This window comes from Actinomadura rugatobispora (assembly GCF_042656285.1).
Lineage (GTDB): Bacteria > Actinomycetota > Actinomycetes > Streptosporangiales > Streptosporangiaceae > Spirillospora > Spirillospora rugatobispora.
Genome location: NZ_JBHSON010000052.1, coordinates 18,288 through 32,484, shown reverse-complemented (window position 1 = coordinate 32,484; position 14,197 = coordinate 18,288). Strand labels below are relative to the sequence as shown.

14 protein-coding genes are annotated in these 14,197 nt (G+C 72.5%); 13 read left to right on the top strand and 1 reads right to left on the bottom strand.

What is annotated here, in order from left to right; translation table 11 throughout:
- Positions 1 to 76 precede the first annotated feature (76 nt).
- Positions 77 to 1,033, bottom strand: a complete 957-nt coding sequence (locus ACFPZN_RS32095; RefSeq protein ID WP_378286028.1) for a hypothetical protein — start codon at positions 1,031 to 1,033, stop codon at positions 77 to 79.
- Between the two features lie 213 nt (positions 1,034 to 1,246).
- On the opposite strand from ACFPZN_RS32095, the gene rsmD reads away from it, so the two are divergent.
- The 13 genes from rsmD to ACFPZN_RS32030 all read left to right on the top strand — a co-directional run bounded on the left by rsmD (position 1,247) and on the right by ACFPZN_RS32030 (position 14,192).
- Complete coding sequence (gene rsmD / locus ACFPZN_RS32090; RefSeq protein WP_378286027.1) at positions 1,247 to 1,825, top strand: 16S rRNA (guanine(966)-N(2))-methyltransferase RsmD; 579 nt, start codon at positions 1,247 to 1,249, stop codon at positions 1,823 to 1,825.
- A gap of 100 nt (positions 1,826 to 1,925) precedes the next feature.
- Positions 1,926 to 2,405, top strand: a complete 480-nt coding sequence (gene coaD, locus ACFPZN_RS32085; RefSeq protein WP_378286026.1) for a pantetheine-phosphate adenylyltransferase — start codon at positions 1,926 to 1,928, stop codon at positions 2,403 to 2,405.
- 78 nt (positions 2,406 to 2,483) lie between these two features.
- Positions 2,484 to 3,095: a YceD family protein gene (locus ACFPZN_RS32080; RefSeq protein WP_378286025.1), complete on the top strand. Its 612-nt coding sequence runs from the start codon at positions 2,484 to 2,486 to the stop codon at positions 3,093 to 3,095.
- 93 nt (positions 3,096 to 3,188) lie between these two features.
- Positions 3,189 to 3,368, top strand: coding sequence for a 50S ribosomal protein L32 (rpmF, locus tag ACFPZN_RS32075; protein ID WP_378286024.1), 180 nt, complete (start codon positions 3,189 to 3,191; stop codon positions 3,366 to 3,368).
- Positions 3,369 to 3,733: 365 nt separating this feature from the next.
- Complete coding sequence (gene rnc / locus ACFPZN_RS32070) at positions 3,734 to 4,510, top strand: ribonuclease III (RefSeq protein ID WP_378286073.1); 777 nt, start codon at positions 3,734 to 3,736, stop codon at positions 4,508 to 4,510.
- Positions 4,511 to 4,512: 2 nt separating this feature from the next.
- Entirely contained in the window at positions 4,513 to 5,391 is an 879-nt protein-coding gene (mutM, locus tag ACFPZN_RS32065) for a bifunctional DNA-formamidopyrimidine glycosylase/DNA-(apurinic or apyrimidinic site) lyase (protein ID WP_378286023.1), read from the top strand.
- 5 nt (positions 5,392 to 5,396) lie between these two features.
- Positions 5,397 to 5,690, top strand: coding sequence for an acylphosphatase (locus tag ACFPZN_RS32060; protein ID WP_378286022.1), 294 nt, complete (start codon positions 5,397 to 5,399; stop codon positions 5,688 to 5,690).
- Between the two features lie 178 nt (positions 5,691 to 5,868).
- Entirely contained in the window at positions 5,869 to 6,069 is a 201-nt protein-coding gene (locus ACFPZN_RS32055; RefSeq protein ID WP_378286021.1) for a hypothetical protein, read from the top strand.
- 660 nt (positions 6,070 to 6,729) lie between these two features.
- Entirely contained in the window at positions 6,730 to 10,422 is a 3,693-nt protein-coding gene (gene smc, locus ACFPZN_RS32050) for a chromosome segregation protein SMC (protein WP_378286020.1), read from the top strand.
- Positions 10,423 to 10,528: 106 nt separating this feature from the next.
- Complete coding sequence (locus ACFPZN_RS32045; RefSeq protein ID WP_378286019.1) at positions 10,529 to 10,954, top strand: globin domain-containing protein; 426 nt, start codon at positions 10,529 to 10,531, stop codon at positions 10,952 to 10,954.
- Positions 10,955 to 11,033: 79 nt separating this feature from the next.
- Positions 11,034 to 12,197 carry a signal recognition particle-docking protein FtsY gene (gene ftsY, locus ACFPZN_RS32040; RefSeq protein ID WP_378286018.1) on the top strand — a complete coding sequence of 388 codons (1,164 nt, stop codon included), beginning with the start codon at positions 11,034 to 11,036 and terminating at the stop codon, positions 12,195 to 12,197.
- A gap of 313 nt (positions 12,198 to 12,510) precedes the next feature.
- Entirely contained in the window at positions 12,511 to 13,857 is a 1,347-nt protein-coding gene (locus ACFPZN_RS32035) for an ammonium transporter (RefSeq protein ID WP_378286017.1), read from the top strand.
- Positions 13,854 to 14,192: a P-II family nitrogen regulator gene (locus ACFPZN_RS32030; RefSeq protein ID WP_378286016.1), complete on the top strand. Its 339-nt coding sequence runs from the start codon at positions 13,854 to 13,856 to the stop codon at positions 14,190 to 14,192. The genes ACFPZN_RS32035 and ACFPZN_RS32030 overlap by 4 nt, the downstream gene beginning before the upstream one ends.
- Positions 14,193 to 14,197: the final 5 nt, after the last annotated feature.

The following is a 14,197-nucleotide window of genomic DNA, read 5'->3' as shown; positions in this document are numbered from 1 at the left end:
ATAGACAAGGGTTAGTCCTCTTGCGCCCTGCGGCGGCGTGTGGACGCGACGGCGACGCCGCCGGCCGCCACCGCGGTCAGGCCGAGGAGGGCCAGGGGGATGCTGTCGGTCCCTGTGATGGGCAGGTCCTTCGGCGGTGCGGGAGCGGCCCCGGCCGCCGTGCCCGAGCCGATGCCGGCCACCGGGAGGTCCGGGAGCAGCGGCGAGGACGGCGGGAGGTCGGGCAGCCCCGGTGACGGGCTCGGCTGGCCGGGCCCCGGCGGGACGGCGGGCTGGGCGGCGTGGGGGGCGTGGGGGGCGTTGGCGGGGTCGGGGGAGTGGGCGGCGTGGGCGGTGCGGGAGAGTCGGCGCAGTTCGCCGCGCCGACGCACACGTCCACCGAACCGTCCGCGTCGACCCCCGCGGGCGTCGCCTTCAGGGCGCCGCGGGTGGCGACGCCGAGGCCGGCGTCCCCGAGCCGGGTGCCGAGCTTCAGCCCGCCCTCGGCCTCCGGATCGCCGATCGAGATGTCCTCGGCGGAGAGCCTGCCGTCGGCCTCCAGCTTGAGCCCGGCCGGGCCGAGCAGGGTGTTCAGGCCCGCGTCGACGACCAGCTTGCCCTTGGCCGTCTTGCGCTCCACGTCCAGGTCGGGCGTGATCTCGACGCGCAGGTGCCCCGGCGCCTGCCCGCTCTTGGCCTTCTTGGTGGACGCGGCGCCCTTGCCCTTCTTGCCCTTCTTGGCGGGGGTGGTCTTGCCGCCGGATCCGGACGTGGTCTTGGTGACCGTCCGCTTGGCGGCCGGCTTGGTGGCGGGGGGCGTGGAAGAGGCGGACGACGAGGTGGAGCGCGACGTCTGACCGGACGGCGACGAGCCGCCGCCCGTGAGGGCGCCGGTGAGCCCGTCGAGGGTCCCGGTCAGGGCGCCGGTCAGATCGGCCAGGGGGGAGCCGGTCCTGGTCGAGGCCCCGGTGTCGGCATGGCCGACCCCGCTCATGGCCACCAGACCCAGCACCGTCGCGCCCGCCGTCACCGCCAGTCTTCTACCGTGGTGCACGAGGTACTCCTGGGGGGTATCGTGTTCGACAACCTGCGTTCACATTTGCACGCGACGTAGCGAATGTGAACCGCATTCGCTTGTTTTGGGCGCACGTTCACAACGTTGCGCCTGGATAACTGTGTATTTATTTCCCAAAAGGCGCATAAGGGGATTTATCGCTATCTCTGGGGTCCGGGTCGGGGCGCCCCGCGCCGCCCCGATACTTGAGCAATGACCAGGGTCATCGCGGGAAGCGCGGGCGGGCGGCGGCTGGCCGTGCCGCCGGGACGCGACACCCGTCCCACCAGCGACCGCGCCCGCGAGGGCCTGTTCTCCACCGTGCTCGCGCTGCTCGGCCCGCTCGACGGGCTGCGCGTGGCCGATCTGTACGCCGGGTCGGGCGCGGTGGGGCTGGAGGCCCTGTCGCGCGGCGCCGCGCACGCCCTGCTGGTGGAGTCGCACCCGCGCGCCCTCAAGGTCATCCGCGAGAACGTCCGGTCCCTCGGCCTGCCCGGCGCCCTCGCGCGGGGGGACAAGGTCGAGCGCCTGGTCCGGCGCGCGCCCGACGCGCCCTACGACCTGATCTTCGCCGATCCGCCCTACGCCCTGGGGGACGCCGCCGTCACCGCGCTGCTGGAGTCGCTGCGCGACCACGGCTGGGCCGCGCCCGACGCCCTCGTGGTGGTCGAGCGCGCCTCGCGCGGGGCGCCGCTGCGCTGGCCCGACGGCTACGCCGCCGAGCGCGACCGGCGCTACGGCGAGGCCGTCTTCTGGTACGGGCGGGCGGCCACCGAACGGTCTTCGGCTTGACGCGAGCCCGGTGCCGGACCGCTCCGGACCGGTTTGGTACGTTCACGGCGCAGGGCCCCACCTGCACGGAAAAGCCCAGACGCAAGGATGGAGCCACCTCGTGCGCCGTGTCGTTTGCCCCGGCTCGTTCGATCCCGTCACCAACGGCCATCTCGACATCGTCAGCCGGGCCTCCCGCCTGTTCGACGAGGTGGTGGTCGCCGTGATGATCAACAAGACCAAACAGGGGCTCTTCACCGTCGACGAGCGGATCGAGATGCTGGAGGAGGTGACCAAGGAGTACGGCAACGTCAAGATCGACAAGTGGCACGGGCTGCTGGTGGACTTCTGCCGGCAGAACGACATCCCGATGATCGTCAAGGGGCTGCGCGCCGTCAGCGACTACGAGTACGAGCTGCAGATGGCGCAGATGAACCACCGGATGGCCGGGGTCGAGACGATGTTCATGTCGACCAACCCCCTGTACTCCTACCTCTCCTCCAGCCTGATGAAGGAGATCGTCAAGTACGGCGGCGACGTCTCCGGGCTCATCCCCGAGGCGGTGCACGCCCGGCTGGCCGAACGGCTCCAGGAGACCTGACCGACCGGCCGCGAGTTGGGGAGAGGTCCGTGCGTTCGGTACCCTGGGACATCGGCCTGACCGACGGCCGCGATCCCCATGGCTCACGAAAGCAGGATTCCGCTGTCTCGCCTCGATCCGAACGCTCCGCTCGTGCTCGACACCCGGGCTCTGAGCAGGCAACCCGGATCGTCCCGCGAGCAGGTTCTCCGCGTTCCGGCCCCGGAGGATTTCGGCATCGAGATGGTGGGCGTGCCCGCGGGCGCCGCGATCGAGCTCGATCTGAGGTTCGAGGCGGTGCTGGAGGGCGTGCTCGTCACCGGAACGGCGCGGGTGCCCCTCAAAGGGGAGTGCGCGCGCTGTCTGGACCCGATCGCCTCGACCTTCGAGGCGGACTTCCAGGAGCTCTTCGTCTATTCTGACACCCGCTCCGGCGGGCACGCGGACGACGACGAGCTCCGCCTCGAGGACGATCTGATCGATCTCGAGCCTGTGCTCCGGGACGCGGTGGTGCTCGCACTGCCGCTGTCGCCGCTGTGCCGGGACGACTGTCCCGGCCTGTGCCCGGAGTGCGGCGTCCGGCTGGCGGACGCCGAGCCCGACCACGGCCACGCCGTCGCCGACCCTCGCTGGGAGGCGCTGCGGGGCCTGGCCGGCGGCGGACCGTCCTCCGACGGGGGTGCCCCTGGCGGCACCTCTTCCGGGGGCTAGCGGGCGCCGTCGCTGACATCCCCCTCGGGGGCGGTGGAGGTACGCGCCCCCACCGGGCATTCGACCGACGAGAACGAAAGCAGGAGGGCTGACGTGGCCGTCCCCAAGCGTAAGAAGTCGCGCAGCAACACGCGGCACCGGCGTGCGCAGTGGAAGGCCACCGCGCCGACCCTGGTCGACTGCCCGACGTGCCGCGACAAGAAGCTGCCGCACACGGCCTGCTCGACGTGCGGGACCTACGACCGGCGGCAGGTCATCGCCCCGTCGTCCTGAGGTAGGACTGATCCCGGCACCGGGGGGCGGATCCGCGCACGGCGCGGCCGCCCCTTCCGTGCCGGGACCGCATCCATCACCCAGCACACGATCACCCGACCATCCGGCGGGTGGCACCGGTGCGGTGAACGGCGGAGGGCCGGCGCCCGAGGCCGTGGTGCACGCCGGGGATGTCGATCGTCCGGCGCGCACCTCGTCTTCGTGGACCCTCTCCTCGGCCGCGCGACCGCGCCGTCCCGGGCTCCCGGCCGTTCCGGGCGTCCCGGCGCCGTCCGCCGCCATCGGCACCGCCGCGCGCGGTGCGAGGCCTCCGAGGAGGGCCTGTGAGCGGTAAGAGGACCGAACCGGCGCCCGACCGCGCGGAACTGACCCGCGCGCTCGGCGTCGAGGTCACCGACGACCTTCTGGAACGCGCGCTGACGCACCGTTCCTTCGCCTACGAGAACGGCGGCCTGCCCACCAACGAGCGCCTGGAGTTCCTGGGCGACTCGGTGCTCGGCCTGGTCGTCACCGACACCCTGTACCGGGGGCACCCAGACCTGCCCGAGGGGCAGCTGGCCAAGCTGCGCGCCGCCGTGGTCAACATGCGCGCCCTCGCCGGGGTCGCGCGCGCCCTGAGCGTGGGCGACCACATCCGCCTCGGCCGCGGCGAGGAGGGCACCGGGGGCCGCGACAAGGCCTCCATCCTCGCCGACACGCTGGAGGCCCTCATCGGGGCGGTCTATCTCGACCGCGGCCTGGACGAGGCGTCCGCGCTGGTGCACCGGCTGTTCGACGCGCTGATCACCCGTTCGGCCGGGCTGGGCGCGGGGCTGGACTGGAAGACCTCGCTGCAGGAGCTGACGGCCGTCGAGGAGCTCGGCGTCCCGGAGTACCACGTCTCCGAGAGCGGCCCCGACCACCAGAAGACCTTCCGCGCCGCGGTGCGGGTCGGCGGCACCACCTACGGGTCGGGCGAGGGCCGCAGCAAGAAGGAGGCCGAGCAGCACGCCGCCGAGGCCGCCTGGAACGCCATCCGCGAGATGGTCGTCGCGCGCGAGTCCGCGGCCGCCGGCGGCGCCACCACGGGCACGGACGGCGCCGAGGCCGGTGCCGGCGACGGCGGCGCGGACGGTGCCGCGCCGTCCGGCCAGGGGGCCTGACCGTGCCGGAGCTGCCCGAGGTCGAGGTCGTCCGGCGCGGCCTCGACCGCTGGGTCACCGGCCGTACCGTCGCGTCCGCCGAGGTCCTGCACACCCGAGCCGTGCGGCGGCACGCCGAGGGCCCGGCCGACTTCGCCGGGCGCCTGGCCGGGCGCACCATGCAGGCCCCGCGCCGCCGCGGCAAGTACATGTGGATCCCGCTCGACTCCGGCGAGGCGCTGCTGGCCCACCTGGGCATGAGCGGGCAGCTGCTGGTGGGCGAGCCCGACCGTCCCGACGAGAAGCACCTGCGCGTCCGCGTCACCTTCACCGAAGGCGGCGCGGGCGGCTTCGACCTGCGCTTCGTCGACCAGCGCACGTTCGGGCACCTGCTGGTGGCCGAGGAGGCGGCCGGGACGGCGGGCACGCCCGTTCCCGAGCCCATCGCCCACATCGCGGCGGACCCGCTCGAAGAGGTCTTCGACGACGAGGCGTTCTACCGAGCGCTGCGCCGCCGCCGCACCGGCGTCAAGCGCGCGCTGCTCGACCAGTCCCTGATCAGCGGCGTCGGCAACATCTACGCCGACGAGGCCCTGTGGCGGGCCAGGCTCCACTGGGCGCGCCCCACGGAGACGCTGACACGGGCCGAGGTCACGCGGGTCCTGGAGGGCGTGCGAGAGGTCATGGCGGCGGCCCTGGCCGTGGGGGGCACGTCCTTCGACAGCCTCTACGTCAACGTGAACGGGGAGAGCGGCTACTTCGACCGCTCGCTGGACGCCTACGGGCGCCGCGACGAGCCGTGCAGGCGCTGCGGGTCCGCCATCCGCCGCGACGAGTTCATGAACCGCTCCTCCTACAGCTGCCCCACCTGCCAGCCCCGTCCCAGGAGAGCGAGATACTAGGCGTGATGGACGACGTGGACGCCGGCGAGGCCGTACGGCTGACCGCCTGGGCGCGCGGGCGGGTGCAGGGCGTGGGCTTCCGCTGGTGGGTGCGGTCGCGCTCGCTCGAACTCGGCCTGGTCGGCAGCGCCACCAACCTCGCCGACGGCCGGGTGGAGATCGTCGCCGAAGGGTCGCGGCCGGCCTGCGAGAGGCTGCTGGAACTGCTGCGCGGGGAGGGGACCCCGGGACGTGTCGCGGGCGTCGCCGAGCGCTGGAGCGAGCCCCGCGGAGAAGGCCCCGGTTTCCAGGAGCGGTAGCCGGGTAGGGGTTTCCGGTTTGTACCTGCTAAACTAGTGAGGACAGGTTGTTACCGGCCTGTGATGTGCGTCTTGACCAGGACACCGGCCGGTGCGACTCTAGACGATACGCGCACCCGTTTGAGTTGATTCTCGTGCGCGATCCCTGCTGGTTACTCAGCGTGGAGGACCCTTAGTCATGGCGAAGGCTCTACTCGGCCACGTCGGCGGTCCCGACCCCCGTATGGTCGCGGAGATGCGGCGCCTTCAGCAGCGCGTACGTGATCTGGAAGCCGAGCTCGTACGGCTTCAGGCAGAGAACGACGCGCTCGCTACGGAGGCGACCGACGACGACGTATTGTCGCTCGGAGTGAAGGACCGCGAACCGGCGCTGACCTGATCGGCGCCTTCTTTCGAGGAACAGACAGGGACGCCCGTCCGCGGCGTCCCTTACGTTTTGTCCTCTTCCCGGTGATCGATCGGTCCTGCCCGGCGTGACCGTACAGTCGATCTTGGGTTCGCTCTTATCGCGCTGTCCTGCGGAAACCGGCATGTTTCACCTCGCGTGACACGCCGTGGCACCGTCGGTGCAGTGCCCGGGCGGCTCTGAACGGCCGCGAAACGTTTCGTGAACGGCACTTCCGGACTCCCGGACCGCGGACCGCCGTGCGGATCCCCGGTGGTCGCGTGCGGCCGTGCGCGCCCCGAGAGGCTCGCTCGGCGTCGCGGCCGTCCCCGCGCGGTTCGCGTATCGGCGACGGCCCCGTCGAGGGCCCAGCGGAGCTCTGAGGGCCTCCTGCCATGCCCGGACGCTCCCTTTTCGTCCGCCGGCGGGCGTCGCCGTCGGCGACCGCGGGGCGCATCGGGGCAGATCATGGCACATTGGAGGGGAACGGCTGCGCGGTTGCCGGGTCCTGACGGGGGCGGCCGGTATCGTTCGACCCGTTCCCGGAGGCAGCCGGGTCGAGGCGGGGGCGGGGGCTCCGGCCGGGCGGCCGGGCGGCCGGGGCGGCCTGGGAAGCAGGCCCCGTGCGCATCCCTTGGAGGAGGACGCGAGCGCGTGTACCTGAAGAACCTGACGCTGCGCGGCTTCAAGTCCTTCGCGTCCTCCACCACCCTCAAGTTCGAGCCCGGCATCACCTGCGTCGTGGGGCCCAACGGGTCGGGCAAGTCCAACGTCGTCGACGCGCTCGCCTGGGTGATGGGGGAGCAGGGCGCCAAGTCGCTGCGCGGCGGCAAGATGGAGGACGTGATCTTCGCCGGCACCGCCAGCCGGCCGCCGCTGGGCCGCGCCGAGGTCGTCCTCACCATCGACAACGCCGACGGCGCGCTGCCGATCGACTACACCGAGGTGACGATCAGCCGGCTGATGTTCCGGTCCGGGCAGAGCGAGTACGCGATCAACGGCGACTCCTGCCGGCTGCTGGACATCCAGGAGCTGCTGTCGGACTCGGGCATCGGCCGCGAGATGCACGTGATCATCGGCCAGGGCCAGCTCGACCGGGTGCTGCACTCGGGGCCGGAGGGCCGCCGCGCCGTGATCGAGGAGGCGGCCGGCGTCCTCAAGCACCGCAAGCGCAAGGAGAAGGCGCTGCGGAAGCTGGACGCGATGCAGGCCAACCTGACCCGCGTCCAGGACCTCACCGGCGAGCTGCGGCGCCAGCTCAAGCCGCTGGGCCGGCAGGCCGAGATCGCGCGGCGGGCCGCGGTGATCCAGGCCGACCTGCGGGACGCGCGGCTGCGGCTGCTGGCCGACGACCTGGTCACCCTGCGCACCCGGCTGGACCAGGAGGCCGCCGACGAGGCCGCCGTCCGCGAGCGCCGCACCGAGACCGAGCGGGCCCTGCAGGAGGCGCAGGAGCGCGAGGCCGCGCTGGAGGCCGAGGAGGCCGAGCAGGCGCCCAAGCTGGCGCAGGCGCAGGACACCTGGTTCAAGCTCTCGGCGCTGAAGGAGCGGCTGCGGGGCGTGGCCGACCTGGCCGCCGAACGGCACCGCAACGCCGCCGAAGCGCGCGACGAGGAACGCCGGGGCCGCGACCCCGAGGACATGGAGCGCGAGGCCGTCGCCGTCCGCGAGCAGGAGGAGATGCTCCGCGCCGCGCTGGAGGAGGCCCAGGACGGCCTGTCGACGGCGGTGGAGGAGCGGTCCGGCGCCGAGGAGGCCCTCGCGGCCGAGGAGCGGCGCCTGCAGGCCGCCGCCCGCGCCGCCGCCGACCGGCGCGAGCAGCTGGCCCGGCTGCGCGGCCGCGTCGAGGCGCTGCACAGCAAGGTCCAGGCGGGGCAGTCGGAGATCGGGCGGCTCCGCGAGGCGCGCACGGAAGCCGAACAGCGCGTCCACTCCGCGCAGGCCGAGTTCGAGGCGTTCGAGGCAGAGGTCGTCGAAGACCCCGAACTGATGGCCGAGCACGAACTGGCCCAGGAGACCCTGGCCACCGCCAAGGAGGCCGTGGAGGCCGCCAGGGCCGCCGTGGACGCGCCCAAGCAGGCGCTCAAGGAGGCCCGCACCGCCGTGGCCGCGGCGCGTTCCGCCGACCAGGCCGCGCAGAAGCAGGTCGCCGCGTTGCAGGCGCGCATCGAGGCCCTCAACCTGACCCTGGCCAGCGCCGCGGAGGGCGGCGAGGCCGTTCTGGCGGCGGGCGCCGACGGCTCCCTGGAGGGCGTCCTCGGCACGGTCGCCTCGCTGCTGACCGTACGGCCCGGCTACGAGACGGCGGTCGCCGCGGCCCTGGCCGGCACGGCCGAGGCCATCGCCGTGGGCTCCCTGGACACCGCGCAGGCCGCCCTCGAACTGCTGCGCGCGCGAGACGCGGGCCGCGCCGGACTGCTGATCGGCTCGGGCGACTCCGGTCCGGAGCACGCCAGGATCGACGGGATCGACTACGCCGCCGACGCCGTGACCGTCCCCGACACCCTCGGCGCCGCCATGAGCGAGCTTCTGCGCGACGTCGCCGTCGTGGACGACGTGGCCGCCGCCGTGGCCCTCGTCCGGCGCGAGCCCCGTCTGCGCGCCGTCACCCGCGACGGCGACCTCGTCGGCGCCCACTGGGCCCAGGGCGGCGCCGCCGGGGGAGCGCAGAGCCTCCTCCAGATGCGCGCCACCCTCGACCAGGCCAGTGAGGACCTCGCCGCCGCCGAGACCGCCGCCGAGCAAAGCGCCGAGGCCCTCACCGAGGCCACGGAGGCAGAGCACCGCACCCAGGCCGCCCTCGACGAGGCCCAGGCCGCCGTCAACCAGGCCCAGGGCGGGGTCAACCAGGCCCAGGCCGACCTCGACCGCGTCCGGGGAAGGCTGCGCGAACACGAGGCCCAAGCCGCCCAGGAGGCCAAACGCGCCGCCCGCCTGGAGGCCGACGTCCGCGCCGCCAAGGGCGAGGTGGAGCGCCTCACCAAGGCCCTGGACGCGGCCGGCGAGTCCCTGGAGACCGACGCGCAGGCCGCCGAGGAACTGGCCGCACGGCTCGCCGAGTCCGAGGAGGCCGCCGAGGTCGCCGACGAGGCCGGGCACGACACCGAGGCCCGCGACGAGCTCAACGCCCGCTGCCAGGAGCTGCGCGCCGCCGAGATGGAGTCCCGGCTGACCGTCCGCACCGCCGAGGAGCGCGTCCAGGCCATCGCCGGCCGCGCCGACGCCCTCGAACGCGGCGCCCGCCGCGAGCGCGAGGAGCGGGCCAGGGCCGCCGAGCGCCGCGCCCGCCGCGAGCGGCAGGCCCGCGTCGCCGAGGCGGTGCACCGGGGCGCCCGGACCGCGCTGCGCCGCATCGAGACGTCCCTGGAGTCCGCGGTGACGCAGCGGGAGGCGGCCGAGCGCGCGCGGGCCGAGCGGGAGGCCGAGCTGAAGGTCGTCCGCACCCAGGTCCGCGAACTGTCCAGCACCCTGGAACGCCTGGTCAACGTCGTGCACGGCAGCGAGGTCGCCCGCGCCGAGCAGCGCCTGCGCCTGGAGCAGCTCGAACAGCGCGCCCTGGAGGAGTTCGGCCTGGAGGTCGAGGCCCTGGTGTCGGAGTACGGCCCCGACCAGCCCGTCCCGCCCGGCCCGGAGGAGGCAGGTTCGGGCGGTGAAATGGATGGAGACGCGCAACCCGCGCCGTATGACCGCCGCGAGCAGGAGAAGCGCGCCAAGGCCGCCGAACGCCAGCTCAACCAGCTCGGCAAGGTCAACCCCCTAGCCCTGGAGGAGTTCGCCGCCCTGGAGGAGCGGCACGCGTTCCTCACCTCGCAGCTGGAGGACCTCAAGAAGACCCGCCGTGACCTCCTCAACATCGTCAAGGACGTCGACGACCGGGTGCAGCAGGTGTTCGCCTCCGCCTACGAGGACACCGCCCGCGAGTTCGAGCGGATCTTCGCCCGGCTGTTCCCCGGCGGCGAGGGCAGCCTGTCGCTGACCGAGCCGGAGGACATGCTGGCCACCGGCGTCGAGGTCGCGGCCCGCCCGCCGGGCAAGAAGGTCAAGCGGCTGTCGCTGCTGTCGGGCGGCGAGCGCTCCCTGGTCGCGATCGCGTTCCTGGTCGCGGTGTTCAAGGCCCGGCCGTCGCCGTTCTACGTCCTGGACGAGGTCGAGGCGGCCCTGGACGACACCAACACCCAGCGGCTGCTGCGCGTCTTCGAGGAGCTGCGCGAGTCGTCCCAGCTCATCGTGATCACCCACCAGAAGCGGACCATGGAGGGCGCCGACGCCCTCTACGGCGTCAGCATGCGCGGCGACGGGGTGACGCAGGTGGTCAGCCAGCGCCTCCGGGAACACGAACCGGCCTGAGCCTTGTGCCGGGAGGGGGCCATCCACTACTCATGGGCACCGGTCGTTCTCCGACCCCGCTCCGGGCAGCCTGCCCGGACGGAGACCGGCTTCTGAGAGGTATCCCATGGATCCCGAGCGGCTCAAGGCCAACTTCGCCGCGGTGGCTGAGAACGGCGAGGGCCTGATCGCCTACTTCTACGCCGACCTCTTCCAGCGCGAACCGGGGCTGCGCGACCTCTTCCCCGCGTCGATGGAGAAGCAGAACCGCAGGCTCCTTGAGGCGCTGTCGCACATCGTGTCCCTGGTGGACGACCCGCCCGCCCTCGTGCCGTACCTGTGGGAGCTGGGCCGCCGGCACGCCGGCCACGGCCTCGCCAACGACCACTTCCCGCGGTTCGGGGTGAGCCTGCTGACGGCCCTCGCGCACTTCACCGGGCCCGGCTGGGACGAGGATCTGGAACGCGACTGGGCCGCCGTCTTCAGCTTCACCGCCCAGATCATGGCCGAGGCGGCCGCCGAACGGGGCTCGGCGCAGCAGGCCGTGGGATGACAAGACCGCAGGTGGGCGGCTCGCCTGCCACGGGACGGGGTTCGGCGCATCGGCGCCGGTCTGGAAAACTGGATGCGCTATGGACTATCTGATCCTCATCGCCGGGCTCGCCGCCGTCGTCCTGATCATCGGCGGCGTCCTGTTCCTGCGGCCCGGCCGCCGCAAGCCCCGGCCGCCCGCCGAACCCGCGGAGCGGCCCGCCGACCTGCAGCCCGGCGGCACGACCACCGTCGAGGAGGAGGAGGAGCGGGCGGCGCCCGCGGCCGAGCGGGCGCCACCGGTCGAGAAGGTCCCGCCCAAGGTCGAGATCGAGGTCCCGCCGCCCTCCGCCGGCCGGCTGGTGCGGCTGCGCGCCCGGCTGGCCCGCTCCCAGAACACCTTCGGCAAGACCCTCCTGGGCCTGCTGTCGCGCGAGACCCTCGACGACGACGCCTGGGAGGAGATCGAGGACACCCTGATCGGCGCCGACATCGGCGTCTCGGTGGCCCGGCAGATCACCGAGGACCTGCGCACCCGCGTCCAGGTGCTGGGCACCCGCAGCCCCCAGGAGGTGCGGGAGCTCCTGAAGGAGGAGCTGGTCAAGCAGATCGGCGCCGACCTGGACCGGTCGCTGCACACCGCGCCGCACGGCACCCGTCCCGCCGTGCTGATGGTCGTGGGCGTGAACGGCACCGGCAAGACCACCACCTGCGGCAAGCTCGCCCGGGTCCTGGTCGGCGACGGCCGCACCGTGGTCCTGGGCGCCGCCGACACCTTCCGCGCCGCCGCCGCCGACCAGCTGGAGACCTGGGGCGCCCGCGTGGGCGCGCAGGTCGTGCGCAAGGACGAGGGCGCCGACCCGGCCAGCGTCGCGTTCGAGGCCGTCAAGCAGGGCCTCGACGCCAAGGTCGACACCGTGATCGTCGACACCGCTGGCCGCCTCCACACCAAGACCGGCCTCATGGACGAGCTCGGCAAGGTCAAGCGGGTCATCGAGAAGCAGGCCACGGTCGACGAGGTCCTCCTGGTCCTGGACGCCACCACCGGCCAGAACGGCATGCAGCAGGCCCGCGTGTTCGCCGAGGTCGTCAACGTCACCGGCATCGTCCTGACCAAGCTCGACGGCACCGCCAAGGGCGGCATCGTCGTCCAGGTCCAGCGCGAACTGGGCGTCCCCGTCAAACTGGTCGGCCTGGGCGAAGGCCCGGACGACCTGGCCCCCTTCGAACCCGAAGCCTTCGTGGACGCGATCCTGGGCGACTGACCCACCTGGCTGGAGCGAGGCGCGTCCGTTTGTGGACGCGCCTCGCGCCGTCCCGGGGGGCGTGAGGGCGTCCCCCTGCAATGAAACAACCCCTCCACATTGGTGCCTTTCGACCACCCCATGGGAAGCAAAACGCCCATCTCGCCAGGGGAGCCGTCCCGAACGGACGGAGTGTGAGGATTCCGAAACATCGCGGAAACAGTTCGCGATGGGGTTTCACACCGTAGAAACACAAGGGCCTTTCAGGTGAAACCGCCAGCCCAGAGTCTCTGAGGAATCCGAAGTTCCCGGTCGAGGAGGGGCTCTCCCCACGATGAAGATCGATAGCGGTAGTACCGCGTGGATGCTGACGAGCGCGGCGCTCGTCCTGCTGATGACACCGGGTCTGGCCTTCTTCTACGGGGGGATGAGCCGGGCCAAGAGCGTGCTCAACATGATGATGATGAGCTTCGTCAGCATCGCCATGGTGGGCATGATCTGGGTCGTCTACGGCTACTCCGTCGCCTTCACCGAGGCCGGGGGGCTCAGCTCCTTCATCGGCGGTCTGAGCGACTGGGGACTGGTCGGCCTGGAGACGGTCGCGACCGCGGACGACGGGAGCGGCATCCCGCAACTGGTGTTCGTCGCCTTCCAGGCCACCTTCGCGATCATCACGGTGGCCCTCATCAGCGGCGCCGTGGCGGACCGTGCCAAGTTCGGGGCCTGGGTGGTCTTCACCCTGGTCTGGGTGACCCTGGTGTACCTGCCCATCGCGCACTGGGTGTGGTGGTCGGACGGTCAGGACGGCGGCAAGGCCGGCTGGATCTTCGAGCTGGGCGCGCTGGACTTCGCCGGCGGCACGGTCGTCCACATCAACGCCGGTGTGGCGGCGCTGGCGCTGGCGCTGGTGCTGGGGCGCCGCAAGGGCTGGCCGAAGGACCCGATGCGCCCGCACAACCTGCCGTTCGTGCTGCTGGGCGCCGGTCTGCTGTGGTTCGGCTGGTTCGGGTTCAACGCCGGCTCGGCGCTGTCGGCCGGTTCGACCGCCGCGGTCGCGTTCATCAACACGCTGGTCGCCACCTGCGCCGCGGCGTTCGCCTGGATCGTGGTGGAGAAGCTGCGCGACGGCAGCTCGACCACCCTGGGCCTGGCCTCCGGCATCGTGGCCGGCCTGGTCGCGATCACCCCGGCGGCGGCGTTCGTCACCCCGCTCGGCGCGATCGCGCTGGGCCTGGTCGCCGGCGCGGTGTGCGCGTTCGCGGTCGGCCTCAAGTACAAGCTGGGCTATGACGACTCCCTGGACGTGGTGGGCGTGCACATGGTCGGCGGGATCGTCGGCGCGCTGCTGATCGGCATCCTCGCCACCACGTCGGTCAACGACGCCGGCGCGGACGGGCTGCTGGCCGGCGGCGGGCTGTCGCTGCTGGGCAAGCAGGCGGTCGCGGTGGTCGCCACCCTCGTCTACTCGTTCGTGGTCACCTTCATCATCGCCAAGCTGATCGACCTGGTGATGGGCTTCCGGATCAGCGAAGAGGACGAGGTCTCCGGCATCGACAGCACGGCGCACGCGGAGACGGCCTACGACTTCGGCAGCGTGCACGCCGGGGTGGGCGCCTCGCTGCCCTCACCCGCCCGTAAGGTCACCGGCGGAGCCGACAAGAAGGTGGAGGCCGACGCATGAAGCTGATCACGGCGGTGATCAAGCCGTTCAAGCTGGACGAGGTCAAGGCGGCCCTGGAGACCTTCGGGGTCAAGGGGATGACCGTGAGCGAGGCCAGCGGGTACGGCCGCCAGAAGGGGCACACCGAGGTCTACCGGGGCGCCGAGTACAAGGTCGACCTGGTGCCCAAGCTGCGGGTCGAGGTGCTGGTCGACGACGAGGACGCCGAGGACATCATCGACGTCATCGTCAAGGCTGCGCGCACGGACAAGATCGGTGACGGCAAGGTGTGGGCCGTTCCCGTCGAGACCGTGATCCGGGTCCGGACCGGTGAGACCGGCGCGGACGCGCTGTAGGGAAC